The following is a 25,319-nucleotide window of genomic DNA, read 5'->3' on the forward strand; positions in this document are numbered from 1 at the left end:
CATGCCCGTGACTCGATGGGTATCGCTTCGCGCCTCGCCATCCTACAGATGCCTCTCACCGTGCCAGTTGCAGGTGCGGAGCGAACAACCCGCAACGGGTTGTCCGCTCAACGCACGTGCACGTAGGTGCCCGGCGCATCTTCCTTCGCCGGGTACTCGGCGTTGCCCAGCTCGAAACTCACCGGTCGGCGCTCGCCGGAACGCTGCTGTATCCATTCCAGCCACAGCGGCCACCAGCTGCCTTCGTGGCGCTGGGTGTCGTAGTACCAGGCGCGCGGGTCGGAGCTGAGCTTGCCGTTGTCGAAGTAGCAGGCCTTGGGGTTGCCCGGCGGGTTGAGGATGCTCTGGATGTGCCCGCTGTTGGACAGGATGAAGCGGCTCTCGCCGCCCAGCAGCAGGGCCGAGCGATAGACCGCGTCCCAGGGCGTGATGTGATCGGTGATGCCGGCGACGTGGAAGTTATCCACCGCGACCTTCTTCAGGTCGATGGCCGTGCCGTTGACTTCCATCGCTCCCGGCCGGGCCAGCGGGTTGTGCTTGAAGAAGTCGAGGAAGTCGCCGTGCAGCGCGGCCGGCAGGCGGGTGTTGTCGTTGTTCCAGTAGAGGATGTCGAAGGCCGGCGGCTCCTTGCCCAGCAGGTAGTTGTTCACCCAGTAATTCCAGATCAGGTCGTTGGGCCGCATCCAGGCGAACACCTTGGCCATGTCGCGGCCGTCCAGCACGCCCTGCTGGTAGGAGCGGCGCTTGCTGCTTTCCAGGGTCTGCTCGTCGGCGAACAGTGCGGCGGGGGTTTCCACCTGGCTGTCGAGCAGGCTCACCAGGTAGGTGGCGCTGGCGATCTTGCGCAGCTGCCGGCGCGCCTGCAGATGCCCCTGCAGCGCAGCGATGGTCAGACCGCCGGAGCAGGCGCCCATCAGGTTGACGCTGCGGCTGCCGCTGATCGAACGGCAGGCTTCGATGGCTTCGTCCAGCGCGCTGACGTAGGTCGACAGGCCCCACTCGCGGTGGCGCGCATCGGGGTTGCGCCAGCTGACCATGAAGACCTGCAGATTGTTCTTCAGGGCGTACTGGACGAAGCTCTTCTCCGTCGTCAGGTCGAAGATGTAGTACTTGTTGATCTGCGGCGGCACGATCATCAGGGGCTTGGCGTGCAGGTGCTCGCCCATCGGCTTGTACTGGATCAGCTCCAGCACTTCATTGCGGAACACCACGGCGCCGGGCGTGGTGGCGACGTTATGGCCGATCTCGAAGGCGTTGCGGTTGACCTGGCTGGGCATGCCGCCGTTGTGCATCAGGTCGTCGAGCAGGTGCTGCGCACCCTTGAGCAGGCTCTGGCCGCCGGTGTTGAACAGTTCCTTCACCGCCAGCGGGTTGAGCAGGGTGTTCGACGGCGAGGCGGCATCGGACAGGATCGACAGCAGAAAGCGCGCGCGGGCGCGGTCGTCGCTGTCCAGGTCGCTCTCGTCGATCCATGCCAGCAACTGCTTCTGCCAGGCCAGGTAGGCCTGCACGGTGCGCCGGTAGATCGGGTTGAGGCGCCAGGACGGGTCCTGGAAGCGCGCGTCCTGCGGATTGGGTTGCAGCGGCGAGTCGCCGATCAGCACCCGGCCCATCTGCTTGCCGAAGGCTGCCAGGTGCCGCGCCGAGTGGATCGGCTGGCGCACCCCCTGCACAGCGAGCAGGCGCAGGGTGGACAGCAGGTCCTTGCCGCGCAGGCCGACGATGGCGCTCTGCGCATTCATGAACTCGGTGGGGACGGGGACGTTACCCGGCTCAGCTTTCTCTCGCATGAATTGCACTCCGAAAATGGGCCGACCTGATAATGGCAAAGCAAGGCCTGTACCGGAGTCAGGGAGACCCCATCGCAGGCGGCTGCCGCCGGTTCGAGGGATGCACGGGTATCGACGCAAGAGGAAAAACTGCTCGAAAACAGAGCAGCGGATCAGCAGTCGGGCAGCAGTCGGCCTCCTTTTGGGGCGACCCGGACCTGCTGTCCCGAATCAGGCGCTACGTGTCGATACCCGCGAACACGCCTGTTTGTTGTTAGTAACTGAGAAACGATTGGTCAAGGCAGGGTGCCTGCCGGCCATGACGAAGCCATGACACCTAGCTGGCCTTTGGCGTGAACGGTCGCGGGTGGATGATTGCGCGCTGCCGCTCCTCCTGGAGGAACTTCATGATGATCGGCGCCACGGTCTCGGCGCGGGTCACCAGGAACAGGTGGCCGTCGTCGATCACGTGCAGCTCGGCGTTGGGGATGCGCCAGGCGATCAGGCGCATGTTGATCAGCGGGATGATCGGGTCGTCATCGCCAGCCAGGACCAGTGTCGGCTGGCGGATCTTGTGCAGCCAGTGGATGCTGGTCCAGCCAAGGCCCGCGAAGAGCTGCCAGTAGTAGCCCATCTTGCCCGAGGAGCGCGCCTTGCTGGCGAACGCCAGGGCCAGCTTGGGATCGCGGCGGAAGGCGCCGCCATAGATGTCCGGGGCGATATGTATGCCGTAGGACGGCTGGATATAGCGGCGCGGACTGGCCATGCGCCAGAGCACCTTGGGCTTGCCGGGCACCATCACCGCGCCGGCGGCGGTGGCGGCGAGGATCAGCTTCTTGCAGCGCTCGGGGTAGTCATGGGCGAACTGCTGCGCCAGCGCGCCGCCCCAGGACACGCCGATGGCCGTCACCTGGCCGTAGTCCAGGTAGTCGAGCATCCGCGCGGCCAGCTTGGCCAGGCCGGGGAAGCGGTACGGCGTGTTGGGCGTGGACGAGCCGCCGACGCCGGGGACGTCGAAGGCGATCACCTCCAGGTCCGGGTCCAGCGCGGCAACGAAGGGAAATACCAGTTCCAGGTTGGCGCCGATGCCGTTGAAGATCAGCAGCGGCGTCATGTGCTCCTTGCCCGGCCGCACGGCGGTGCGGATGGTCTGCCCGTCGAGTTCGATGGTGCGGAACTCGAAGGGCTGGGCAGCCGGCGCCTTGTCCGGCAACACCTCCGGGCTGCTGCGCCGGGTTTTGGCGCGGCGGGGCCCGGCGACCACTTCGGTGGTCGCTGTCGGTTGCGGGGAGGCGTCGTCCAGGGCGGCGTCGACGGGCGGGACAGGTTCTGTCTTCATCGTTCGTGTACGTAGGTTCCGGGGGCGGCTTCGGCGGCCGGGTGGGCCTTGCTGCCCAGTGCGGTAGGCGCCTTGCGGGTCTTGCCCGAGCGCTCGGCCAGCCAGTTCTGCCAGTGCAGCCACCAGGAGTCGGCGTGCTTGCTGGCGTTTTCCTGCCAGGTCTTCGGATCGGTGGAAAGCTCCGGTCCGGTCATGAAGCGTGCCTTGGGGTTGCCCGGCGGGTTGAGGATGCTCTGGATGTGCCCGCTGTTGGACAGGATGAATTCACACTTGCCACCCAGCAGCCGCGCGGAGCGGTAGCAGGCTTCCCAGGGCGTGATGTGGTCGGACAGGCCGGCCACGCAGTAGAAATCGCAGGTGACCTGCTTGAGGTCGATTGGCGTGCCGGACACTTCCAGGGCGCCTGCGCGGGTCAGCGGGTTGGTCTTGAACATCTCCACCAGCTCGCCGTGCAGCGCGGCTGGCAGGCGGGTGGTGTCGTTGTTCCAGAACAGGATGTCGAAGGCCGGCGGCTCGTTGCCCAGCAGGTAGTTGTTGACCCAGTAGTTCCAGATCAGGTCGTTGGGGCGCATCCAGGCGAACACCTTGGCCATGTCCTTGCCTTCCAGCACGCCGGACTGGTACGAGCGGCGCTTGGCGGCCTCCAGGGTCTTCTCGTCGGCGAACAGCGCGACCTGGGTGTTCAGCTCGAAGTCGAGCACGCTGACCATCTGGGTGAAGGCGTGCACCTTGTCCTCGCCCAGGGCCGCGTAGTGGCCCAGCAGCGTCACGGTGGTGATGCCGCCGGAGCAGGCGCCGAGCATGTTCAGGTCCTTGCTGCCGGTGATGGCCAGGACCACGTCGATGGCTTCCTTGAGCGCCTCGATGTAGGTGGTCAGGCCCCACTCGCGCTGCGCCTTGGTCGGGTTGCGCCAGCTGACGATGAAGGTCTGCACGCTGTTGCGCAGGCAGAAGCGCGCCAGGCTCTTCTCCGGCGACAGGTCGAAGACGTAGAACTTGTTGATCTGCGGCGGCACCACCAGCAGCGGGCGCTCGTGCACGCTCTCGGTGATCGGCTTGTACTGGATCAGTTCCAGTACGTCGTTGCGGAACACCACTGCGCCTTCGGTCAGGGCCAGGTTCTTGCCGACCTCGAAGGCTTCCATGTTCACCTGGCTGGGCATGCCGCCGTTGTTCACCAGGTCCTTGGCCAGGTGGGTGAGGCCGTCGAGCAGGCTCTTGCCGCCGGTCTCGAAGAAGCGTTTGACCGCCGCCGGGTTGGACAGCGTGTTGGTCGGCGCCATGGCCTCGGTCATCAGGTTGATGACGAACTGGCCGCGGCTGATGTCCTGGGCCGACAGGTCGCTGTCGCCGATCCATGAATGCAGTTCCTTGCGCCAGGCCAGGTAGGTCTGCAGGTAGCGGCGGTAGAGCGGGTTCTGGCTCCAGGCCGGGTCGTTGAAGCGACGATCATCGTCGGCCGGCTTGAGTTCGGACTTGCCAAGCAGCACGTTCTTCAGCTCCAGGCCGAAATGGGTCACGTGCTTGGCACTGTGGAAGGGCTGCTTGATCGCTTGCAGCAGCACCATGCGGGCAGACGTAAGCAGGTCCTTGCCGCGAATGCCGATCACCGGGTTGAGGTTGAGTGTGTTTTCCGCGGCTTGCTGAGGCAGATCGTTGTTCTTCTTCTGGGTCATCGGCGACGCTCCATTGTCCTGAGACGAATACTGGCGAGGCTCATCTGGAGTGACGCGGCCAAGTACTGCTCGGGTTGGCGGAACGTGGAGAACACTCCACGCGGTTCATCACTTGGCGGCGTCACTGGAAGTCAGGAACCTCAAGTGCGATGCATTGCACTGTCTTGGTTACCCGAGTTTCCTTCACCGCGCAAGCTGGTGCAGCGTGGGCCTTCTCCTAGGAGTATGTCGGGAAAAGTTAGAAAACGCGCTCTAGAGAGGGGGGATCTTCCGAACTCGTCCACGGCAACCACGCAAGAACCAGTCTGCATGGCGAATGTTGCAAATGGCGTGCCCCGGAATGATTGCCCGACGAAGGTTTGTGCGAAGGGCGGAAGTTTCGAATTACTTCTAGCGGTAATTTGTCTTGGCTAGGACTGTGGGATGGCGTGGAGCGAAGCGATGCGCGTCACAGCGACGAAGAGCATCGCGGACGGAGTCCGCTCCTACGAGATCCGCACCGGAGTCGATCTGTAGGATCGAACTTGGTTCGCGATTGCGCCCGTGGGGCGCTCCTACAGGGAAAGCTGTCAGAGCATCAGCTTGACCACGGACTCCGACGGATCGCGCGACTTGCCTGCTTTCTCCAGCTGCGCCAGGTAATCTGCCCACATCTCGTCCTGGCGGGTGCACAGCTCGTAGAGGTAGTCCCAAGTGAACAGGCCGCTGTCGTGGCCGTCGTCGAAGGTCAGCTTGAGCGCGTATTGCCCGGCGGGCTCCAGTCCGGATAGGCCGACATTGAGCTTGCCGACCTGCAGCACCGGATTGCCATGCCCCTGCACCTCCGCCGAAGGGGAGTGCACGCGTAGGAACTCGGCCGAGAGGTCGTAGGACTGCTCCCCATAAGTCAGCGAAAGCTTCTTCGAGGCCTTGTGCAGCTTGATGGCGGTGGGAATGCGCATGGACGGCTCCTGAGACGTGCGTGTGGCCATTGTAGCGCCGGCGCAAACGAGCGGGGCGCCCAGAGGCGCCCCGTCGCAGCGATGCGGATCGCTTACAGGATGTAGCGGGACAGGTCTTCGTCCTGGGCCAGTTCGCCCAGGTGGCCGTTGACGTAGGCCGCGTCGATCACGATCGGCTTGTCGCTGTGCTCGCTGGCCAGGTCCGCGGCGTCGAAGGAAACCTCTTCCAGCAGGCGTTCGAGCAGGGTGTGCAGGCGACGGGCACCGATGTTCTCGGTCTTCTCGTTGACCTGGTAGGCGATCTCCGCCAGGCGCTTGATGCCGTCGGCGGCGAACTCGATGCCCAGGCCCTCGGTGTTGAGCAGTGCGGTGTACTGCTCGGTCAACGAGGCGTGCGGCTCCTTGAGGATGCGTTCGAAGTCGCTCGGGGTCAGGGCTTTGAGCTCGACGCGGATCGGCAGGCGGCCCTGCAGTTCCGGCACCAGGTCGCTGGGCTTGGACAGGTGGAACGCGCCCGAGGCGATGAACAGGATGTGGTCGGTCTTCACCATGCCCAGCTTGGTGTTCACGGTGCAGCCTTCGATCAGCGGCAGCAGGTCGCGCTGCACGCCCTCGCGGGAGACGTCGGCGCCGCCGGCGTTGGCACGCTTGGCGATCTTGTCGATCTCGTCGATGAAGACGATGCCGTTCTGCTCCACCGCTTCCAGGGCGCGGGCCTTGAGGTCTTCTTCATTGACCAGGCGCTGGGCTTCCTCGTCGCGGATCAGCTTCATGGCCTCGGCGACCTTCAGCTTGCGGGTCTTGCGCTTGCCCTTGCCCATGTTGGAGAAGAGGTTCTGCAGCTGGTTGGTCATTTCTTCCATGCCGGGCGGGGCCATGATTTCCACGCCCGAGGGAATGTCGGCCACTTCGACGTCGATTTCCTTGTCGTCCAGCTGGCCTTCGCGCAGACGCTTGCGGAACAGCTGACGGGTGTTGGAATCCTCGCGCGGCGGCTCGTCGCCGAAGCCCCCGGTGCGCGCCGGCGGCAGCAGGGCGTCGAGGATGCGCTCTTCGGCGGCATCTTCGGCGCGGTACTTCACCTTCTGCACTTCCTGCTCGCGGAGCATCTTGATCGCGGCATCGGCGAGGTCGCGGATGATCGACTCGACGTCACGGCCGACGTAGCCGACCTCGGTGAACTTGGTCGCTTCGACCTTGATGAAGGGGGCGTTGGCCAGCTTGGCCAGGCGACGGGCGATCTCGGTCTTGCCGACGCCGGTCGGGCCGATCATCAGGATGTTCTTCGGCGTCACCTCGGCGCGCAGCTCGGCGGGCAGCTGCATGCGCCGCCAGCGGTTGCGCAGGGCGATGGCCACGGCGCGCTTGGCGTCTTCCTGGCCGATGATGTGACGGTTGAGTTCGTGGACGATCTCACGGGGAGTCATGGACATTTGATGCGTTACTCCGGAACGACAACGCCTCAGATGGCGCTGTCGAGCTCCTCGATGGTCAGGTTCTGGTTGGTGAACACGCAGATGGAGCCGGCGATGTTCAGGGCGGTCTCGGCGATCTCGCGGGCGCTCATGTCGTCGCTGGCCTTCTGCAGCAGGGCCATGGCCGCTGCCTGGGCGAAGCCGCCACCGGAGCCCATGGCGATCAGGCCATGCTCGGGTTCGACCACGTCGCCGTTGCCGGTGATGATCAGGGAAGCGTCCTTGTTGGCCACGGCGAGCATGGCTTCCAGTCGGCTCAGGGAGCGGTCGGTGCGCCAGTCCTTGGCCAGTTCGACGGCGGCGCGCACTAGGTGGCCCTGGTGTTTTTCCAGTTGCTGCTCGAAACGTTCGAAGAGGGTGAAGGCATCGGCGGTGGCGCCGGCGAAGCCGGCCAGCACTTCACCGTGGTACAGGCGGCGGACTTTCTTCGCGTTGCCTTTCATCACGGTGTTGCCCAGGGAAACCTGGCCGTCGCCGCCCATGACGACTTTGCCGTTACGGCGGACAGATACGATGGTGGTCAAGGGTCTTACTCCACACTGCGGGGCGATGTGCCCGAATGCAGAGTCAGATGGGGACTACAAAGGCGGGGTTCAAGTCCTGCGCCGAGCGGTGAACGCGCTTTTCGCACACCGCCTGTCGGCGCAGGGCTCGATTCTTCCTGGGGATCAGCGGGTCTGGCGCTGCTGTAACAGCAGATTGCTGAAGCCGTTGCCGGCCAGTTGCTTCTGCGCGGCCGAGGCCTTGGTGCGGTCGCCATAGGGGCCGACCATCACCCGGTACCAGGTTTCGTCGCGCACGGTGCCGGATTCCACGCGGGCGTTCTGGCCCATCATGATGATCTGTGCGCGCAGGTGGTCGGCGTCGGACTGCTTACGGAACGAGCCGGCCTGCAGGTAGTACTGGGTGGCGGCCACGGCCGGCGGCGGCGTGGGCTTGGCCGGTGCGGTCGGGGTTGCCGGGGGCTGCGCCTGCTTCTGTGCCGTCGCCGTCGGGGTGGTGGCGGCAGCGGTAGCCGGGGTTGCCGGAGTAGCGGCGGGCTTGACCACCGCGGGCGGCGGCGGATTCTGTCCGCTCAGGGCGGCCAGGGCGCGCTGGGTGTCGATCTTCTCGGCTTCTTCCTTGGTGGCGACCACGGTCGGCGGTTGCTGCGGTTGCGCAGGCTTGGCCGGCGGCGGTACGGCCTCCGGCGGTACCGCAACTTCCGAGCCTGGCAGCAGGGTGTAGAAGTCGTACTTGGGCTTCACCCCGGTCGGCGCGCCGGACTGTTGCTGCTGCACGGTGCCCGACGGCTTGTTGGAGCCCACGACGGCCTTGGGCGCCTCGGGCTTCTCGCGTTTGACGTCGTTGCGACCCGGCTCCAGCTTCATCAGGAACATGATGAAGCCGCCGATGGCCAGGCCGGCGACCAGCCAGACCCAGCCGGGGACCGAACTCTTCTTGGCCGGGGCCTGGTAGCGGCTGGCGCCGCGCTTGGGAGCGGGTTTCTTCTTCGCCATGGGTGCTTACATGCGCTCCAGGGTTTCCAGGCCCAGCAGCTCCAGGCCCTGCTTGAGGGTACGGCCGGTCAGCGCGGCAAGGCGCAGGCGGCTTTCCTGTTGCGCCGGGTCTTCGGCGGTGAGGATCGGGCAGTGTTCGTAGAAGCTGGAGAACAGGCCGGCCAGCTCGTACAGGTAGGCGCAGAGGATGTGCGGGACGCCCTTCACCGCGACGTTGTTCAGGACGTCGGCGAACTGCGCCAGTTGCGCGGCCAGGGCGATCTCCTGCGGTTGCTGCAGGACAATCTTGCCGCCCACTTCGTCATAGCTCTTGCCCAGCTTGCGGAAGATGCTCGCCACGCGGGTGTAGGCGAACAGCAGGTACGGCGCGCTGTTGCCTTCGAAGCTCAGCATCAGGTCGAAGTTGAAGCTGTAGTCGCTGGTGCGGTGCTTGGACAGGTCGGCGTACTTCACCGCGCCGATGCCGACGGCATGGGCGATCTGGCGCAGGTCCTGCTCGCTGAAGTCGGGATTCTTGCCCTTCACCAGGGTGTAGGCGCGCTCCTCGGCCTCGATCAGCAGGTCGATCAGCTTCACGGTGCCGCCGTCGCGGGTCTTGAACGGCTTGCCGTCGGCGCCGTTCATGGTGCCGAAGCCCATGTGCTCCAGCTCCATGCTGGCGGGGACGAATCCGGCGCGGCGAGCCACTTCGAACACCTGCTGGAAGTGCAGGGCCTGGCGCTGGTCGACGAAGTACAGCACGCGGTCGGCGTGCAGCACCTTGTGGCGGTAGCGCATGGCGGCGAGGTCGGTGGTGGCGTAGAGGTAACCGCCGCCGGCCTTCTGCACGATCACCGGCAGCGGCTCGCCTTCGGCATTCTTGAACTCGTCGAGGAACACGCACAGGGCGCCGTCGCTCTCGACCAGCAGGCCCTTGGCGGTGAGGTCGGCAACCACGTTGGCCAGGTCGTCGTTGTAGGCACTCTCGCCCTTCACGTCGGCCATGGTCAGCTTCACGCCCAGCAGGTCGTAGACCTTCTGGCAGTGGGACAGGGAGATGTCGTTGAAGCGGGTCCACAGGGCGATGCACTTGGGATCGTTGGCCTGCAGCTTCACCACCAGCTCACGGGCGCGGTCGGCGAACTCGGGGGACTCGTCGAAGCGCTTCTTGGCGGCGCGGTAGAAGACTTCCAGGTCGTGCAGTTCGGCCTGGGCGTCCACCGGTTGTTCTTCCAGGTAGGCCAGCAGCATGCCGAACTGGGTGCCCCAGTCGCCCACGTGGTTCTGGCGGATCACGGTGTCGCCGAGGAATTCCAGCACGCGGCTGACGGCGTCGCCGATGATGGTCGAGCGCAGGTGGCCAACGTGCATTTCCTTCGCCAGGTTCGGCGAGGACAGGTCGACCACCACGCGCTGCGCGGCACCGGCCTTGCGCACGCCGATGTGGTCATCGGCCAGGGCCTTGTCGAGGCTGGCGGCGAGCCAGGCCTGGTCCTGGAAGAAGTTCAGGAAACCGGGGCCGGCGATCTCGACCTTGGCCACTTCCGGGCTCTGCGGCAGCGCCTCGACCAGCTTGGTGGCGAGGTCGCGCGGCTTCATGCCGGCCGGCTTGGCCAGCATCATGGCGATGTTGCTGGCGAAGTCCCCGTGGGTTCGGTCCTTGGTGTTCTCCACCTGGATGTCGGGCGTCAGGCCGGCCGGCAGGGTGCCGTCTTCGGTGAGGCTGACAAGGGCTTGCTGGATCAGGTGGCGAATCGTGTCTTTCATGGTTTTCTCCGTGCTCGCGTGCATCCGGCGCGCGCGACCGGTTATCGGGCTCAGAACCGCGCATTATCCGTGGCTGGGCATGGCTTGCCAACCGCGGCGCACTCCTTGCTCAGTCTCGCCGCTGTGCCGTCCGTCGCGGCTGATGGAAGTCAATGTAGGACGGATGCGCAAGGCCGGGTGGTTTCTTGGGAAGAGATCGTCCGGGCGAGTCGTCAGAAAAGGTCGATCGGGTCGACGTCCAGAGACCAGCGCACCTGGCGCCCACTGGGCATGCCTTCGAGCGTCTGCAGCCAGGGTGTGAGCAGTCGGTGCAGCGGCGCGCGGGCGGAGCTCATCAGCAGCAGTTGGGCGCGGTAGCGGCCGGCGCGGCGTTCCATGGGCGCCGGCACCGGGCCGAGAAGCTCCACGTCGCTGCCCAGCGTGGCCTGCAAGCGCTCCGCTTCGGCGCAGGCCTCATCGAGGAAACCCTCGGCCTGCCCCGGCTTGTGCGCCTCGGCGCGCAGCAGCGCCAGGTGCGCGAAGGGCGGCAGGCCGGCGGCGCGGCGTTCGGCCAGGGCCTGGTCGGCGAAGGCGAAGTAGCCCTGTTCGGTGAGCTGCACCAGCAGTGGGTGGTCGGCCAGGTGGGTCTGGATCAGCACGCGGCCCGGTTCCTCGGCGCGCCCGGCGCGGCCGGCGACCTGCACGATCTGCTGGGCCATGCGTTCGCTGGCGCGGAAGTCGGCGGAGAACAGCCCGCCGTCGGCATCGAGGATCGCCACCAGGGTGACGCGCGGGAAGTGGTGCCCCTTGGCGAGCATCTGGGTGCCCACCAGGATGCACGGCTCGCCTTTATTGATAGTGGCGAACAGGTCGCGCATGGCGTGCTTGCGCGAGGTGCTGTCGCGGTCGATGCGCAGCACGGGATAGTCGGGGAAGAGGATGCGCAGGCGCTCCTCGGCGCGCTCGGTGCCGGCACCGACCGGGCGCAGGTCCACGGTGCCGCATTTGGGGCAGTTGCGCGGCGGCCGCTCGCGGTGGTCGCAGTGGTGACAGCGCAGTTCGCCGCTGCCCTGGTGCACGGTCATCCGCGCGTCGCAGCGCGGGCACTGGCTGATCCAGCCGCAGTCGTGGCACAGCAGGGTCGGGGCGAAGCCGCGGCGGTTCAGGTAGACCAGCACCTGTTGGCCGGCGGCCAGGGTTTCCTTGATCGAGCGTTGCAGCGGCATGGAAATGCCCGAATCCAGCGGCAGGCTTTTCACATCCAGACGCTGGAACTTTGGCTGGTGCGCGCCGCCGGCCCGCTGGGTCAGGCGCAGCAGGCCGTAGCGGCCGCTCTGGGCATTGTGCAGGCTTTCCAGGGCGGGCGTGGCCGAGCCCAGCAGGATCGGCACGTTCTCCAGGCGCGCGCGCACCATGGCCAGGTCGCGAGCGTGGTAGCGCAGGCCTTCCTGCTGTTTATAGGAAGCGTCGTGTTCCTCGTCGATGATGATCAGCCCCGGATTCTTCAGCGGGGTGAACAGCGCCGAGCGGGTGCCGATGATGATGTCCGCCTCGCCGTCGCGGGCGGCGAGCCAGGCGTCGAGGCGCTCGCGATCGGTCAGCGCCGAATGCAGCAGGGCGATGCGTGCGTTGAAGCGGCGCTCGAAGCGCGAGAGGGTCTGCGGGCCGAGGTTGATCTCGGGGATCAGCACCAGCGCCTGCTTGCCGGCCTCCAGGGTTTCGCGGATCAGCTGCAGGTAGACCTCGGTCTTGCCGCTGCCGGTGACACCAGCGAGCAGGAAGCTGTGGAAGCCGCCGAAGCCGGCGCGCACGGATTCGAAGGCGGCGCGCTGCTCGGCATTGAGCGGCAGCTCGGCTTGCGCGAGCCACGGGCCGTGGTGCGGCGGCACGCTGTGGACGCGCACCTCCAGCGAGACCAGCCCCTTTTCCTGCAACAGGTCGAGGCTGTCCTTGTTGATCTGCAACTGGCTGAGCAGTTCGTGGGCGACGCCGTGGGGGTGCTGCTTGAGAACCTTCAGCGTCTCGCGCTGGCGCGGCGCGCGGGCGAGGCGCGGGTCATCCTCGCGGGCGCCGGGTTCGGCATGCCAGAAGCGCTGCTGGCGTGCCTCGGCGGGGTCGCCCTGGCGCAGCAGGTTGGGCAGCGCCCAGGAAAGGGTGTCGCCCAGGCTGTGCTGGTAGTACTGCGCGGTCCAGCGGCACAGCTCCAGCAGGTGCGCCGGCATTGGCGGCTCGCGGTCGAGCACGGCCAGGGCGGGGCGCAGCTTGTCCGACGGGACGTCGGAAGTTTCCACCTTGTCCACCAGCACGCCGACCATCTCGCGGCGACCGAACGGTACGCGCAGCCGCACGCCAGGCTGCAGGCGCGACACATCGACGCCGCGCGGGGGCAGGTAGTCGAACAGGCGGCGCAGCGGCGAGGGCAGGGCGAGGCGTAGAATCGAGGGTGAGGGCACGCGGCGGATTCCGGAGCGGCGGGGAGCGGCGATCTTAGCACCCGGTGACCATCGGTCGAGGCTTGACTTGCGTGGAAAAACAGCTCTGGTATGATCCACGCCCTTAATTTGTGCGGTGCCCGGTAAAGATCCCGCCTGCGGTCCTCGATGACCGTGGCTCGGCTTCTGACAGAGACTGGGTGGCGGCACACCAACCAGAGAGAAGACATCATGAAACCGGAAATCCATCCCGCTTACGAAGAAATCGAAGCTACCTGCAGCTGCGGCAACGTGATCAAGACCCGTTCGACCCTGTGCAAGAGCATCCACCTGGACGTCTGCTCCGAGTGCCACCCGTTCTACACCGGTAAGCAGAAAGTCGTCGACACCGGCGGCCGTATCGATCGCTTCAACCAGCGTTTCGCCATGTTCGGTGGCAAGAAGTAAGATCGATTTCCGGGAAAGGCCCTCGATGGTTTTTCACGGTATCTCGAAAAAGGCGTCCCTCGTGGGCGCCTTTTTTATGGCCGTCTGCTTTGCGGCGGATGCGGCTGCCGCTGCATGCCCGAAGCCTGAGTCGCCCGAAACGGTGCGCGTGGCGCGGGTGGTGGATGGCGACACCCTGAAGCTCGCCGATGGCCGCAGCGTGCGCCTGATCGGCGTGAACGCCCCGGAGCTGGCCCATCGTGGTCGTCCGGAAGAGCCCTTCGCCGTCGCCGCGCAGCGCCGCTTGCAGGAACTGGTGGCGGCCAACAATGGCGAGGTTGGCCTGGTTGCCGGCCGCCAGGGTAAGGACAAGTACGGCCGCGCCCTGGCCCACGCCTATGATTCCCGCGGCGACAACCTCGAATCCCGCCTGCTCGCCGAAGGCCTGGGCTACCTTGTAGCTATTGCGCCCAACACCGACCTCACCGCCTGCCAGCAGCGCGCCGAGCGCGAGGCGCGCAGCGCCGGGCTGGGGTTGTGGAAGCGCACGCCGGTGCAGACCGCGCAGCAACTTCACGACAGCGGCTTTGCCGTGGTTCGCGGTCGCGTCGAACAGGTGCAACGTAACGGCGGTGGCCTGTGGATCGATCTCGATGGCCCGCTGGTGCTGCGTATCGATCCACGGCTGCTGAAGAGCTTCGACAGTGCAACCCTGCGTGACCTGCGCGGTCGACAGGTGGAAGCGCGCGGCTGGGTGATCGACCGGTCCGAGCGCGGTGCAATCAAACCAGGACAGGCACGCTGGATGCTGCCTTTGACCGACCCGGCGATGATGGAGGTATTGCCATGAGCGTGCGCTCGTTCGGAATCCTTGCCCTGCTGGCGCTGATGAGCGTCGTGGCGGGCTGCGCGGTCAACCCGGCCACCGGCAAGACCGACTTCGTGATGATGAGCGAGCAGGAGGAGCTCGGCCTGGGGCAGAAGTACAGCCAGGAAATCCTCAAGCAGTACCCGCGCTACGAGGACGAGAAGCTGCAGGCCTATGTGCAGCAGGTCGGCGAACGGGTCGCCCGCGCCGGCGACCGGCCCAACCTGCAATACCACTTCACCGTCATCGATACCCCGGACATCAACGCCTTCGCCCTGCCCGGCGGTTATGTCTACATCCATCGCGGCCTGATGGCCTACCTGGGCTCGGAAGCGGAGCTGGCCGCGGTGCTCGGCCACGAAGTCGGCCACGTCACCGCCCGCCACAGCGTGCGCCAGCAGAGCCAGTCCAGCGCCTGGAACATTCTCGGACAGGCCGTGGCCATCGGCACCGGGGTTGGTGCTGCCGCCGACCTCACCAACGTGCTGGGCACCGCCTTTGTGCGCGGCTACGGCCGCGACATGGAGCTGGAAGCCGACGGCCTGGGCGCCAAGTACCTGGCCCGCGCCGGCTACGACCCCACCGCGATGATCCAGGTGGTGCGGGTACTGAAGAACCAGGAAGACTTCGCCCGCGACGAGGCCAGGCGCAAGGGCCAGGCCACCCAGCCGGTGGGCTACCACGGCCTGTTCGACACCCACCCGGACAACGATCAGCGCCTGAAACAGGTGGTCGGTCCGGCCCAGGCCCTGGCCGGCAACAGCCAGCACGAAGTTGGCGCCGAACGCTATCTGAAGGCCATCGATGGCATGCCCTTCGGCGACTCCGCCTCCAGTGGCGTGCGCCGCGGGCAGAGCTTCTACCACTCCGAGCTGGACTTCACCCTGACCTACCCGGCGGGCTGGGGCATCCTCAACCAGCCGACCGCCCTGGTGGGCTTCACCGCCGACCAGCAGGCCTACATCGGCATGAAGCTGGTGCAGCGCGATGGCCAGTTGACGCCGGCGGAGTTCCTGCGCAAGGGCGCGGGCGGCCGCCTGGCGGGGGAGGAGAGTTTCCAGCAGGCCGGCCTGGACGTCGCCACCGGCGTGGTGCCCGGCTCGCCGGCGCGCCGTGTCGCGGTGATCTACCAGAAGGACCGCGCCTACCTGTTCGTGGGTGCGGTCAAAGGCCGCGCCTCCCTGGAGAGCGTGGATGACCAGTTCCTGCAGGTGATCCGCAGCTTCCGGCCGCTGCGCGCGGACGAGAAGAAACTGGCGCAACCGCGCCGGATCGCCGTCGTTCAGGTCAAATCCGGGCAGACTGTCGAGGAGTTTGCGAAAGCGGGGCCGGGTCTGGAAACTGACTCGATAAATCGTATACGCTTATTGAATGACTTGTATCCAATCGGCCAGCCAAAATCTGGAGATTGGCTGAAGGTCGTACGCTAGAGGTCTTGACAGCAGGGGCTTGGGCTACCTTGGCAGGTGCGGGCTTTCTGCGTATGCTCGGACCCCCGTCTGTCCAACAAGTAACAAAAGCGGAAGTGCCCAAATGTCTGATCTCAAGACCGCTGCCCTCGAATATCACGCCCAACCCCGCCCCGGTAAACTGAGTGTCGAGCTGACCAAGCCGACCGCCACCGCCCGCGACCTGTCGCTGGCGTACAGCCCGGGTGTTGCCGAGCCGGTGCGCGAAATCGCGCGTGATCCGGAACTGGCCTTCAAGTACACCGGCAAGGGCAACCTGGTCGCGGTCATTTCCGACGGCACCGCCATCCTCGGCCTGGGCAACCTCGGCCCGCTGGCCTCCAAGCCGGTCATGGAAGGCAAAGGCGTGCTGTTCAAGCGCTTCGCCGGTGTCGACGTGTTCGACATCGAAGTCGACGCCGAAAGCCCGCAGGCCTTCATCGATACCGTCAAGCGCATCTCCATCACCTTTGGTGGCATCAACCTGGAAGACATCAAGGCACCCGAGTGCTTCGAGATCGAGCGCGCGCTGATCGAACAGTGCGACATCCCGGTGTTCCACGATGACCAGCACGGCACCGCCATTGTGACCGCCGCCGGCATGCTCAACGCCCTGGAAATCGCCGGCAAGAAGCTGGAGTCCGCGAAGATCGTCTGCCTGGGCGCCGGCGCTGCCGCCATCTCCTGCATGAAGCTGCTGGTGAGCATGGGCGCCAAGGTCGAGAACATCTACATGATCGACCGCCAGGGCGTGATCCACGCTGGCCGTAACGACCTGAACCAGTACAAGGCCGTGTTCGCCACCGAGACCGACAAGCGCACTCTGTCCGACGCCCTGGATGGCGCCGACGTGTTCGTCGGCCTGTCCGGCGCCAACCTGCTGAGCGCTGAAGACCTCAGCCGCATGGCACCCAACCCGATCGTCTTCGCCTGCTCCAACCCGGACCCGGAAATCAAGCCGGAACTGGCCCACGCCACCCGCAATGACGTGATCATGGCCACCGGCCGTTCGGACTACCCGAACCAGGTGAACAACGTGCTGGGCTTCCCCTTCATCTTCCGCGGTGCCCTGGACGTACGCGCCACCCGCATCAACGAAGAGATGAAGATCGCCGCCGCCCTGGCCCTGCGTGACCTGGCCAAGCAGCCGGTACCCAAGGACGTGTGCGACGCCTACGGCGTGAGCGCCCTGGAGTTCGGCCGCGAGTACATCATTCCGAAGCCGATGGACAAGCGCCTGATCACCGTTGTTTCCGACGCCGTGGCCAAGGCCGCCATCGAGACCGGCGTGGCGACCCTGCCGTATCCGAAGCACTACCCGCTGAAGTCCGTCGAAGACGTCTTCAACGGCTGATTCGCAACGGCTCACGAGAAACCCCGCTTCGGCGGGGTTTTTCGTTTCTGGCGGGAGGCCGGGCCCGGAGGGCTATGCTTTAGGGAAGGGCGTCGTCCATTCACTCGCTGCGGCGCCCGCCGGCTGCGGCCGGGAGGCGCCATGTTGAGGCTGCTCCGTCGACTCGCCTGTTTCCTGCTGCTTGGCGCGGGCGGGACGCTGGCGGCTCCCACGGCGGTGGTGCTGGATGTGGACGGCGCCATCGGGCCGGCGACCGCCGACTACGTGGTGCGCGGCATCAGTCGCGCCGCCGACGAGGGCGCGGCGCTGGTGGTGCTGCGCATGGATACCCCCGGCGGGCTGGACAGTGCGATGCGCAGCATCGTCAAGGCGATCCTGGTCAGCCCGGTGCCGGTGGCCGGCTATGTCGCCCCCGGCGGCGCACGAGCGGCCAGTGCCGGGACCTACATCCTCTACGCCTGCCACATCGCGGCGATGGCGCCGGGTACCAACCTGGGTGCCGCGACGCCGATAGCGATCGGTATGCCCGACCCCGAACGCTCGCAGGACAAGGGCGCCGCCAAGCCCGACGACAACCGCAGCACCCTCGAACGCAAGCAGATCAACGATGCCTCGGCCTATATCCGTGGCCTGGCGCAACTGCGCGGACGCAACGCGGAGTGGGCCGAGCGCGCGGTGCGCGAGGCGGTCAGCCTGGCGGCCGACGAGGCGCTGAAGGAGAAGGTGGTGGATGTGGTGGCGCCGGACATTCCGATGCTGCTGACCATGATCGACGGCCGCAGCGTCAGCGTCGAAGGTCACGACCTGCGCCTGCATGTGGCTGGCGCGGCGCTGGTGCAGCGTGAGGCGGACTGGCGGACCAGGCTGCTGGCGGTGATCACCGATCCCAGCGTGGCGCTGATCCTGATGATGATCGGCATCTATGGGCTGATCTTCGAGTTCGCCAATCCCGGCATGACGCTGCCCGGCGTGCTGGGGGCGATCTGCCTGCTGCTGGGGCTGTATGGGCTGCAGATGTTGCCGGTGAGCTATGCCGGCGCGGCGCTGATCCTGCTCGGCCTGGCCTTCATGGTCGGCGAAGCCTTCATGCCCAGCTTCGGCGCCCTCGGGCTGGGCGGCATTGCCGCGTTCGTGGTCGGCGCGTTGATCCTGATCGACACCGAAGCTCCCGGCTTCGGCATTCCCCTGGGGCTGGTGGTGGCGTTGGCGACCATCAGTGCCCTGTTCATCGCCGGCGTCCTCAGTGTTGCGATCAAGGCGCGGCGTCGCACCGTGGTCAGCGGTCCGGCGGGCCTGGTGGGGAGCCTGGCGACCATCCAGTGGGTGGCCGATGACGATCCTTGCGCCGGCTGGGTAGTGCTGCAGGGCGAGCAATGGCAGGTCCACGCCAACCGGCCGCTGCACAGTGGCCAGCGGGTGCGGGTGATGGCGCGTAACGGCCTGAGCCTGGAAGTGGCGGCCAACGACGATTCAGGAGGTGTGTGATGGGTTTTCCCTTCGGGCTCTTGGTGGCGCTGATCCTGCTGCTGTTCCTGGTGCTCAGCGCGCTGCGAATCCTGCGTGAATACGAGCGTGGGGTGGTGTTCCAGCTCGGCCGCTTCTGGAAGGTGAAGGGACCGGGGCTGGTGCTGGTGATACCGGTGGTGCAGCAGATGGTCCGGGTCGACCTGCGCACGGTGGTGCTCGACGTGCCGCCGCAGGACGTGATCTCCCGCGACAACGTCTCGGTGAAGGTCAACGCGGTGGTGTACTTCCGCGTGCTCGACCCGCAGAAGGCGATCATCCAGGTGGAGAACTTCCTCGCCGCCACCAGCCAGCTGGCGCAGACCACCCTGCGCGCGGTGCTGGGCAAGCACGAGCTGGACGAGATGCTGGCCGAGCGCGAGCGGCTCAACATGGACATCCAGAAGGTCCTCGATGCGCAGACCGACGCCTGGGGCATCAAGGTCGCCAACGTCGAGATCAAGCACGTCGACCTCAACGAGTCGATGATCCGCGCCATTGCGCGCCAGGCCGAGGCGGAGCGGGAGCGGCGGGCCAAGGTCATCCATGCCGAGGGCGAGTTGCAGGCGTCCGAGAAGTTGATGCAGGCCGCCGAGATGCTCAGCCGCCAGTCCGGGGCCATGCAGTTGCGCTACATGCAGACGCTGGGCTCGATCGCCGGCGACAAGAACTCCACCATCGTCTTCCCCATGCCCATCGAGTTGCTCAAGGGCCTGCTGGAGCCCGGCGGCAAGTCTACCAAGCCTGACTGAAGGCAAATTCCTTCGGATAGTCAGCGTCTATAGTTCCAGGCTCATGCATTGATGCGTCCATTCCAGGACGAAGTGGGCGCCCTGGGGGAAATGATGAAACCTACCTTGCTGACGGCCCTGACGCTGGCCGTTACCACTGGCCTGCTCGGTTGCGCAGGCGCACCTCAGATGAGCTGGTCGCGAGTGGGCGATTCCGCCCAGCGCGCGGCGGTCAGCCCGGATGTCTGGGCGCCGGTGGCCGGCGCGGCGGTGATCGCCGCCGGTAACTGGGACCACAAATGGCAACGCTCGGCGAGCGATCACGACTGGTTCTTCGGTGGCGATGCCAACCAGGCCGCCGACCGCATGCTCAATCTTGCCACCGGGTTGAGCGTGGCCACTGCCCTGGTCGCTGCGCCGAAAGAGGCGGACACCGAGGAGAAATGGAGCTGGCGCGGGCGCAACCTGGCCCTGCTGGCGGCGGATCGCTACGCCGTGACCGGATTCGTCGAGGAGGCCAAGGAGTGGTCCGGGCGCGAGCGTCCCGATGGCGTTCCCGACGACTCCTTCCCGTCCAAGCACACTGCAGTCACCGCCGTGCACACCAGCTTCACCCGACGCAACCTGGACTACATCGACATGGACCCGACCCTGCGCTACACCGCCAAGGCCGGGCTCTACACGCTCGATGGGCTGACCGCGCTGGCGCGGGTCGAGGGCGACAAGCACTACCCCACGGACGTGCTGGTGGGCATGGCGGTGGGCAACTTCTTCGCCAACTTCACCTACAACCTGTTCCTCGAAGGGCCCGAGCGCGACCGCTACAACCTGACAGTGGTCCCCGAGACCGGCGGTGGCATGAGCCTGCGCGCGGCGATGCTGTTCTGATCGGGTTGGCGTAGCGGCGGGGGCTGCGGCTAGTCTTGCCTGATTCTTTCCCTGAATGAGTGCATCGATGCCGCTGCGCCTGCTGTTGTTGCTGTTATGTCTGATCAGTGTCGCGCCGCGTGCCGATGAAGTGCTGCGTATGGCAGCGGATCGCTGGCCACCCTACGCCGACGTCCGCCTGCCGGGCGGCGGCGTGGCGGTGCACCTGGTGCGCGCGGCCTTGCAGCGTGCCGGCTACGCCAGCGAATACGTCGAGGTGCCCTGGCCGCGCGTGCTGCACGGCGTGCGTGGCGGCGAGTACGACCTGGTGGTGGACGCCTGGTACAGCGCCGACCGCGAGACCTTCGGCGAATACTCAGAGGCCTACCTGACCAACCGCGTGCGCCTGCTCAAGCGCCGTGGCTCGCCCATCACCTTCGCGCACCTTGCCGACCTTCATCCGTACCGGATTGCCGTGGTGCGGGGCTACAGCTATTCCCCCGAGTTCGACCGCGACGCGCAGTTGCAGCGGGTGCCGGTGCTCAGCTTCGCCAACGCCGCGCTGATGTTGCAGGCCGGGCGGGTGGACCTGACGCTGGAGGACGAGGTCACCGCCCGCCACCAGTTCGCTGGAGAGCTGCTGGCGATCCGGGACCAGCTGGAGTTCCTGCCGGTGCCGCTGGCGGAGAAGGGGCTGCATATCCTGGTCAGCCTGCACAATCCCAAGCATGCGCAGATCGTGGCGGCGTTCAACGAGGCCATTCGTGCGATGCGCGCCGACGGCAGTTATGACGCGCTGATGCGGGAGCATGGGTTGTAGGTCAGCCGCGAATCCGTTCGCGAGCAAGCTCGCTCCTACAGGGAAGGACGCGTACTCAGGCTGTTTCGGCCTGCTCCGCGCCAATATCCTTCTTCAGCAGATGTGCCGCCAGCGTACGCAGGGGCGTGAGCTGCCGGCAGATCAGCGCCAGCTGGGTCTGCACCAGGCGATGCGCGTCGTCCTCCTCCTCGGGCAGCTCCTCCAGGCGCTTGGCCAGCGCATCTTCCTCGTCGCTGTAGATCGCCACCGGGCGCCGCTCGCTGAGGCGCGTGGCGATGTCGTCGAGGCTGGCGGTGAGGCGTTCGGCGGCTTCGCCGATCAGGGTGTCGCTCGGCGCCGGCGGCAGGCGGTCGCGGTGCGCGCCGAGGGCGGAAAGGTAGCTGAGCAGTGTGTGGGAGAGCACCAGGAAGCGGAAGCCGATCTCGGCGTCCTTCCGGAAGTGGCCAGGCTCCAGCAGCATGTTCGACAGCGTGGTGGAAAGCGTGGCGTCGGCGTTGTGCGCGTTGCGTCGGGCGGTGCGATAGGCGAGGTCGTCGCGCTTGCCGTTGGCGTACTGCTGCATGATCTCGCGCAGGTAACGGCTGTTGCAGGCCAGGGTGCCGCCGACCAGGCGGTGCAGGCTGCGGCCGTGCCAGTCGGGCAGGACCAGGAGCACCGCCGCGCCGGCGATCAGCGCGCCGAGCAGGGTATCGAACAGGCGCGGCAGGATCAGCCCGTAGCCGTCGCCCACCTGGTTGAAGCAGAACAGCACCAGCAGCGTGATCGCCGCCGTGGCCAGGGTGTAGCGGGTGCTTCGCGTGGCAAAGAAGGCAACCCCGGCAATCACCGCCAGCAGCGACTGGATCAGCGGGTTGGGGAACAGGTCGATCAGCGCCCAGCCGGCCACCAGGCCGATCAGCGTGCCGAAAATTCGCTGCACCAGGCGGATGCGCGTGGCGCCGTAGTTCGGCTGGCAGACGAACACGGTGGTCAGCATGATCCAGTAGCCCTGGGTCGGGTGGATCAGGTGCAGCACGCCGTAGCCGGCGGCCAGCGCCAATGACAGGCGCAGGGCGTGGCGGAACAGCAGCGAGGTCGGCGAGACCTGCAGGCGGATGCGCTCCAGCGCATCCTTGAACGAGCGTGGTGAGCGGTCCAGTAGGGTGCTGTCCTGCTCGTCGTCCAGTGCGTCGGGGTTGCTTGCGCCACTGAGCTTGCGGTCCAGCGTGGTGAGGTTGGCAGCCAGTGCGCCGAGCGAGCGCAGCAGTCCGCGCCAGGCCGGGTTGCCCTGCTGGCGCAGGTACTCCAGCGAGGCGTTGAGGTCGGCCAGGGCCAGTTCGCTGTCGTTGTAGTCGAACGGCTGGCGCAGCTGGATGGCTTTCGCCAGCGCCCTGCAGGCCTTGCCCTGCTGGTTGAGCAGGCGCTGGCAGCGGAACAGCACGTCGCTGTGGAAGAAGGCTTCTGCCAGCTGGTTGTACGGATAGTGCGAGGAGCTGGCGCGCTCGTGGACGTCCTGGGCGATGAAGTAGAGCTTCAGGTAGCGGCTGATCTTCGGGCTCGGCCGGCCGTGGGAGAGGCGCGCGAGAATGGTTTCCTTGGCCTGGTTGAGCGCCACCACCACGCGGCCATTCTGCCGCGCCAGGGCCAGGCGCTGGGCCTCGACGTCGAGCTGGCGCAGCGGCTCCAGCAGGGTCGACTTGATCTTCAGGTACTGGCCCAGTTCGAGGAACAGCCGGGCCAGGCTCTGCTGCACCGGCTGGTTGGCGAACAGCGCGTTCCACAGCACCGACAGCAGGCCGTACCAGCCGGCGCCGATCACCAGCAGCGCCGGCTCGCGCCAGAAGTCGCTGGGCGTGCCGCCGCGCTGGTCGACCCCGATCATGGTGTAGATCGACAGGATCAGCGTGGCCGAGGCGATGGCTGCGTAGCGTTCGCCCAGGGCGCCGAGCAAGGTCATGGCGAAGGTCGAGAGTGCAAGGCCGGCGACGAAAATGAATGGGTAGGGGAACAGCAGCTCCACCGCCAGCGAGGCGATGCTGAAGCACGCCAGGGTCACCAGCAGCGCCTGCAGGCGGCCCAGCCAGTGATCGTCGGTTTCCGCCAGGGCGCTGGCGATGACCCCTAGGAACAACGGGATCACCAGCTCCGGCCGGCCCTGCAGCCAGCACACGAGCATGACCCCGCTCAGGGCGACGAATACCCGCAGGCTGTAGGCGAACTTGTCCAGCGCCCAGAGGCGCCGCAGGGACTGGAGCAGTGGGGAGGAGAACATGCGCGTGCGGGACTTCCGGGTGTCTGCGCTCAGACTAGCGGAACGTCTGCCGCGCTGCTATCGCGAGTGCGACACGCAGCTGTCTTGGCTGCGCAGAGGGGCTTTTCGTAGGAGCGAGCTTGCTCGCGAACGGTGTTTGCCGGCGATACCGATGCCGTGCGGTTCGCGAGCAAGCTCGCTCCTACAGAAGAGCCACTCAGAGAATTCGCGCCTTGAACGAACGGCCCTTGATCTTGCCTTCGTTGAAGTGTTTCAGCGCCTGCCTGGCGACGTCGCGTTCCACGGCGACGAAGGCCTGGAAGTCGAAGATGGCGATCTTGCCGACCTGGGTACCTTTCAGGCCCGCGTCGCCGGTCAGCGCGCCGAGGATGTCGCCAGGGCGCAGCTTGTCCTTGCGCCCGCCGGCGATGGCCAGGGTGGTCATCGGCGGCAGCAGCGGGGCGTCGTTGGCCTTGAGGAAGTCGATGCGCTCCCAGTTCAGCGGCGCGCCCTGCAGGTCCTCGATGGCCTGGGCGCGGCTGGCCTCCGCGGGGGTGACCAGCGACAGCGCCAGGCCCTTCTCGCCGGCGCGGCCGCTACGGCCGATGCGGTGCACGTGGACCTGCGCATCGCGCGACAGTTCGACGTTGATCACCGCTTCCAGCGCGGCGATGTCCAGCCCGCGGGCGGCTACGTCGGTGGCCACCAGCACGCTGCAACTGCGGTTGGCGAACATGGTCAGCACCTGGTCGCGCTCGCGCTGCTCCAGGTCGCCGTGCAGGGCCAGGGCGGAAATCTTGCGGGCGTTGAGCTGCTCCACCACTTCCATGCACTGCTGGCGGGTATGACAGAAGGCCACGCAGGACTGCGGACGGAAATGCTGAAGCAGGCGTACGACGGCATCGAGACGCTGCTTTGGATCGATCTCGTAGAAGTGCTGTTCGATCTGAGTGTCGTCGTGCAGCGCCTCCACTTCCACGCGCTCGGGATTCTTCAGGAACTTGGCCGCCAGTTGCCCGATGCCTTCGGGGTAGGTGGCGGAGAACAGTAGGGTCTGCCGGCGCGTCGGCAACTGGCCGATGATGTCGGCGATGCTGTCGTAGAAGCCCATGTCGAGCATGCGGTCGGCTTCGTCCAGCACCAGGGTGTTCAGGCCGTCGAGTTTCAGGGTCTCGCGGCGCAGGTGCTCCTGCACCCGGCCCGGAGTGCCGACCACCACATGGGCGCCGTGTTCCAGCGAGCCGATCTGCGGGCCGAAGGGCACGCCGCCGCAGAGGGTCAGCACCTTGATGTTGTCGGCGGCGCGGGCCAGGCGGCGGATTTCCTTGGCCACCTGGTCGGCCAGCTCGCGGGTCGGGCACAGCACCAGCGCCTGGCAGCCGAAGTAGCGCGGATTCAGCGGACTGAGCAGGCCGATGCCGAAGGCGGCGGTCTTGCCGCTGCCGGTCTTGGCCTGGGCGATGAGGTCGCGGCCCTTGAGGATCGCAGGCAAGGCGGCGGCCTGGATCGGGGTCATCTCGCGGTAGCCGAGGGAATCGAGGTTGGCCAGCAGGTCGGCCGACAGGGGAAGGCTGGAGAATGCGGAGGTGGTCACGAAAGAGGCCCGGGTGAATCCATATGGCCGCGCAGTGTAGCAGGCGGGCGCCTTCCAGCGGGCCGGGATACCGGCGGTGCAAGGCTTTGCGGCCACTCGTCAGAAAACGCGCGACCGGGCACATATGGTTTTTTATACAGATTCGCTTTCCGCAGATTTTTGTCGTAGAGTGCCTGAACTGTGTTTGCATGGGTCGCCGTCGATCGTGACCTGATGCGGTCGGTTATTCCACCCCGTCCTGCTCGACTCCTTGTAACTCCTTGCAACTCAGTTCCTGGCCACTTGCGTGGCTAATTTCCAATTCGTTCCAAGGAGAACACCATGTCGAATCGTCAGAACGGCACCGTCAAGTGGTTCAACGAGACCAAAGGCTACGGCTTCATTACCCCGGAAAGCGGCCCGGACGTATTCGTTCACTTCCGCGCTATCGAAGGTAACGGCTTCAAGACCCTGGCCGAAGGCCAGAAGGTCAGCTTCGAAGTCGTGCAGGGCCAGAAAGGCATGCAGGCCGAGCGCGTTCAGGTGATCAACTAAGATCCCCTGGCGTCAGCCAAAGAACCCCGGGTGGAAACATCCGGGGTTTTTTATTGCCTAAAGCTGCCGTTATCCCTTCCGGAGTCTC

Annotated in this window: 20 protein-coding genes; 9 read left to right on the forward strand and 11 right to left on the reverse strand. The window is 66.2% G+C overall.

Going from position 1 to position 25,319, the window contains the following annotated elements; translation table 11 throughout:
- Positions 1 to 107: 107 nt before the first annotated feature.
- The 9 genes from phaC (O6P39_RS02120) to O6P39_RS02160 all read right to left on the reverse strand — a co-directional run bounded on the left by phaC (O6P39_RS02120) (position 108) and on the right by O6P39_RS02160 (position 12,877).
- Positions 108 to 1,790 (reverse strand): class II poly(R)-hydroxyalkanoic acid synthase, encoded by a 1,683-nt coding sequence (gene phaC / locus O6P39_RS02120; protein ID WP_275609834.1) that lies wholly within the window; start codon positions 1,788 to 1,790, stop codon positions 108 to 110.
- A 316-nt stretch (positions 1,791 to 2,106) separates the two neighbouring features.
- Positions 2,107 to 3,108 carry a poly(3-hydroxyalkanoate) depolymerase gene (gene phaZ / locus O6P39_RS02125; RefSeq protein ID WP_275609835.1) on the reverse strand — a complete coding sequence of 334 codons (1,002 nt, stop codon included), beginning with the start codon at positions 3,106 to 3,108 and terminating at the stop codon, positions 2,107 to 2,109.
- Positions 3,105 to 4,784, reverse strand: a complete 1,680-nt coding sequence (gene phaC / locus O6P39_RS02130) for a class II poly(R)-hydroxyalkanoic acid synthase (protein WP_275609836.1) — start codon at positions 4,782 to 4,784, stop codon at positions 3,105 to 3,107. The genes phaZ and phaC (O6P39_RS02130) overlap by 4 nt, the downstream gene beginning before the upstream one ends.
- 569 nt (positions 4,785 to 5,353) lie before the next feature.
- Positions 5,354 to 5,725: a DUF971 domain-containing protein gene (locus tag O6P39_RS02135; RefSeq protein WP_275609837.1), complete on the reverse strand. Its 372-nt coding sequence runs from the start codon at positions 5,723 to 5,725 to the stop codon at positions 5,354 to 5,356.
- Between the two features lie 92 nt (positions 5,726 to 5,817).
- Positions 5,818 to 7,158, reverse strand: coding sequence for an ATP-dependent protease ATPase subunit HslU (hslU, locus tag O6P39_RS02140; protein ID WP_275609838.1), 1,341 nt, complete (start codon positions 7,156 to 7,158; stop codon positions 5,818 to 5,820).
- A gap of 29 nt (positions 7,159 to 7,187) precedes the next feature.
- A complete protein-coding gene (gene hslV / locus O6P39_RS02145) occupies positions 7,188 to 7,724 on the reverse strand; it encodes an ATP-dependent protease subunit HslV (protein ID WP_275609839.1) in 537 nt (178 codons plus the stop codon).
- Between the two features lie 144 nt (positions 7,725 to 7,868).
- Positions 7,869 to 8,699, reverse strand: a complete 831-nt coding sequence (locus tag O6P39_RS02150) for an SPOR domain-containing protein (RefSeq protein ID WP_275609840.1) — start codon at positions 8,697 to 8,699, stop codon at positions 7,869 to 7,871.
- Between the two features lie 6 nt (positions 8,700 to 8,705).
- On the reverse strand, positions 8,706 to 10,445 hold the full coding sequence (gene argS, locus O6P39_RS02155) for an arginine--tRNA ligase (protein ID WP_275609841.1): 1,740 nt from the start codon (positions 10,443 to 10,445) through the stop codon (positions 8,706 to 8,708).
- A gap of 212 nt (positions 10,446 to 10,657) precedes the next feature.
- Positions 10,658 to 12,877, reverse strand: a complete 2,220-nt coding sequence (locus O6P39_RS02160; RefSeq protein ID WP_275609842.1) for a primosomal protein N' — start codon at positions 12,875 to 12,877, stop codon at positions 10,658 to 10,660.
- A 210-nt stretch (positions 12,878 to 13,087) separates the two neighbouring features.
- Between O6P39_RS02160 and rpmE the strand changes: the two genes are divergently transcribed.
- The 8 genes from rpmE to O6P39_RS02200 all read left to right on the forward strand — a co-directional run bounded on the left by rpmE (position 13,088) and on the right by O6P39_RS02200 (position 20,873).
- Positions 13,088 to 13,303 carry a 50S ribosomal protein L31 gene (gene rpmE, locus O6P39_RS02165; protein WP_090264577.1) on the forward strand — a complete coding sequence of 72 codons (216 nt, stop codon included), beginning with the start codon at positions 13,088 to 13,090 and terminating at the stop codon, positions 13,301 to 13,303.
- 76 nt (positions 13,304 to 13,379) lie between these two features.
- Entirely contained in the window at positions 13,380 to 14,132 is a 753-nt protein-coding gene (locus tag O6P39_RS02170) for a thermonuclease family protein (RefSeq protein ID WP_275609843.1), read from the forward strand.
- A gap of 38 nt (positions 14,133 to 14,170) precedes the next feature.
- Positions 14,171 to 15,580 (forward strand): M48 family metalloprotease, encoded by a 1,410-nt coding sequence (locus O6P39_RS02175; RefSeq protein WP_275611869.1) that lies wholly within the window; start codon positions 14,171 to 14,173, stop codon positions 15,578 to 15,580.
- Between the two features lie 103 nt (positions 15,581 to 15,683).
- Positions 15,684 to 16,952, forward strand: a complete 1,269-nt coding sequence (locus O6P39_RS02180; protein WP_275609844.1) for a malic enzyme-like NAD(P)-binding protein — start codon at positions 15,684 to 15,686, stop codon at positions 16,950 to 16,952.
- A 141-nt stretch (positions 16,953 to 17,093) separates the two neighbouring features.
- A complete protein-coding gene (locus tag O6P39_RS02185) occupies positions 17,094 to 18,437 on the forward strand; it encodes a nodulation protein NfeD (protein ID WP_275609845.1) in 1,344 nt (447 codons plus the stop codon).
- A complete protein-coding gene (locus O6P39_RS02190) occupies positions 18,434 to 19,207 on the forward strand; it encodes a slipin family protein (protein ID WP_275609846.1) in 774 nt (257 codons plus the stop codon). Before O6P39_RS02185 ends, O6P39_RS02190 begins: the two co-directional genes overlap by 4 nt.
- A 51-nt stretch (positions 19,208 to 19,258) precedes the next feature.
- Entirely contained in the window at positions 19,259 to 20,074 is an 816-nt protein-coding gene (locus O6P39_RS02195; RefSeq protein ID WP_275609847.1) for a phosphatase PAP2 family protein, read from the forward strand.
- A 67-nt stretch (positions 20,075 to 20,141) separates the two neighbouring features.
- A complete protein-coding gene (locus tag O6P39_RS02200; RefSeq protein WP_275609848.1) occupies positions 20,142 to 20,873 on the forward strand; it encodes a transporter substrate-binding domain-containing protein in 732 nt (243 codons plus the stop codon).
- A 55-nt stretch (positions 20,874 to 20,928) separates the two neighbouring features.
- Here the strand turns inward: O6P39_RS02200 and yccS are convergent, their stop codons facing one another.
- Positions 20,929 to 23,124 (reverse strand): YccS family putative transporter, encoded by a 2,196-nt coding sequence (gene yccS, locus O6P39_RS02205; protein WP_275609849.1) that lies wholly within the window; start codon positions 23,122 to 23,124, stop codon positions 20,929 to 20,931.
- A 196-nt stretch (positions 23,125 to 23,320) separates the two neighbouring features.
- Positions 23,321 to 24,697, reverse strand: a complete 1,377-nt coding sequence (gene dbpA, locus O6P39_RS02210) for an ATP-dependent RNA helicase DbpA (RefSeq protein ID WP_275609850.1) — start codon at positions 24,695 to 24,697, stop codon at positions 23,321 to 23,323.
- Between the two features lie 321 nt (positions 24,698 to 25,018).
- On the opposite strand from dbpA, the gene O6P39_RS02215 reads away from it, so the two are divergent.
- Complete coding sequence (locus tag O6P39_RS02215) at positions 25,019 to 25,231, forward strand: cold-shock protein (RefSeq protein ID WP_015475193.1); 213 nt, start codon at positions 25,019 to 25,021, stop codon at positions 25,229 to 25,231.
- The last annotated feature ends 88 nt before the right edge of the window (positions 25,232 to 25,319 follow it).

This window comes from Pseudomonas sp. PSE14 (assembly GCF_029203285.1).
Classification (GTDB): Bacteria; Pseudomonadota; Gammaproteobacteria; order Pseudomonadales; family Pseudomonadaceae; genus Pseudomonas.

What these genes read in the sequence shown, in the direction of transcription:
- phaC (WP_275609834.1), bottom strand. Translation starts at nt 1,790, where the DNA reads ATGCGAGAGAAAGCTGAGCCGGGTAACGTCCCCGTCCCCACCGAGTTC.
- phaZ (WP_275609835.1), bottom strand. Translation starts at nt 3,108, where the DNA reads ATGAAGACAGAACCTGTCCCGCCCGTCGACGCCGCCCTGGACGACGCC.
- phaC (WP_275609836.1), bottom strand. Translation starts at nt 4,784, where the DNA reads ATGACCCAGAAGAAGAACAACGATCTGCCTCAGCAAGCCGCGGAAAAC.
- O6P39_RS02135 (WP_275609837.1), bottom strand. Translation starts at nt 5,725, where the DNA reads ATGCGCATTCCCACCGCCATCAAGCTGCACAAGGCCTCGAAGAAGCTT.
- hslU (WP_275609838.1), bottom strand. Translation starts at nt 7,158, where the DNA reads ATGTCCATGACTCCCCGTGAGATCGTCCACGAACTCAACCGTCACATC.
- O6P39_RS02150 (WP_275609840.1), bottom strand. Translation starts at nt 8,699, where the DNA reads ATGGCGAAGAAGAAACCCGCTCCCAAGCGCGGCGCCAGCCGCTACCAG.
- argS (WP_275609841.1), bottom strand. Translation starts at nt 10,445, where the DNA reads ATGAAAGACACGATTCGCCACCTGATCCAGCAAGCCCTTGTCAGCCTC.
- rpmE (WP_090264577.1), top strand. Translation starts at nt 13,088, where the DNA reads ATGAAACCGGAAATCCATCCCGCTTACGAAGAAATCGAAGCTACCTGC.
- O6P39_RS02170 (WP_275609843.1), top strand. Translation starts at nt 13,380, where the DNA reads ATGGCCGTCTGCTTTGCGGCGGATGCGGCTGCCGCTGCATGCCCGAAG.
- O6P39_RS02175 (WP_275611869.1), top strand. Translation starts at nt 14,171, where the DNA reads ATGAGCGTCGTGGCGGGCTGCGCGGTCAACCCGGCCACCGGCAAGACC.
- O6P39_RS02180 (WP_275609844.1), top strand. Translation starts at nt 15,684, where the DNA reads ATGTCTGATCTCAAGACCGCTGCCCTCGAATATCACGCCCAACCCCGC.
- O6P39_RS02185 (WP_275609845.1), top strand. Translation starts at nt 17,094, where the DNA reads ATGTTGAGGCTGCTCCGTCGACTCGCCTGTTTCCTGCTGCTTGGCGCG.
- O6P39_RS02195 (WP_275609847.1), top strand. Translation starts at nt 19,259, where the DNA reads ATGCGTCCATTCCAGGACGAAGTGGGCGCCCTGGGGGAAATGATGAAA.
- O6P39_RS02200 (WP_275609848.1), top strand. Translation starts at nt 20,142, where the DNA reads ATGCCGCTGCGCCTGCTGTTGTTGCTGTTATGTCTGATCAGTGTCGCG.
- yccS (WP_275609849.1), bottom strand. Translation starts at nt 23,124, where the DNA reads ATGTTCTCCTCCCCACTGCTCCAGTCCCTGCGGCGCCTCTGGGCGCTG.
- O6P39_RS02215 (WP_015475193.1), top strand. Translation starts at nt 25,019, where the DNA reads ATGTCGAATCGTCAGAACGGCACCGTCAAGTGGTTCAACGAGACCAAA.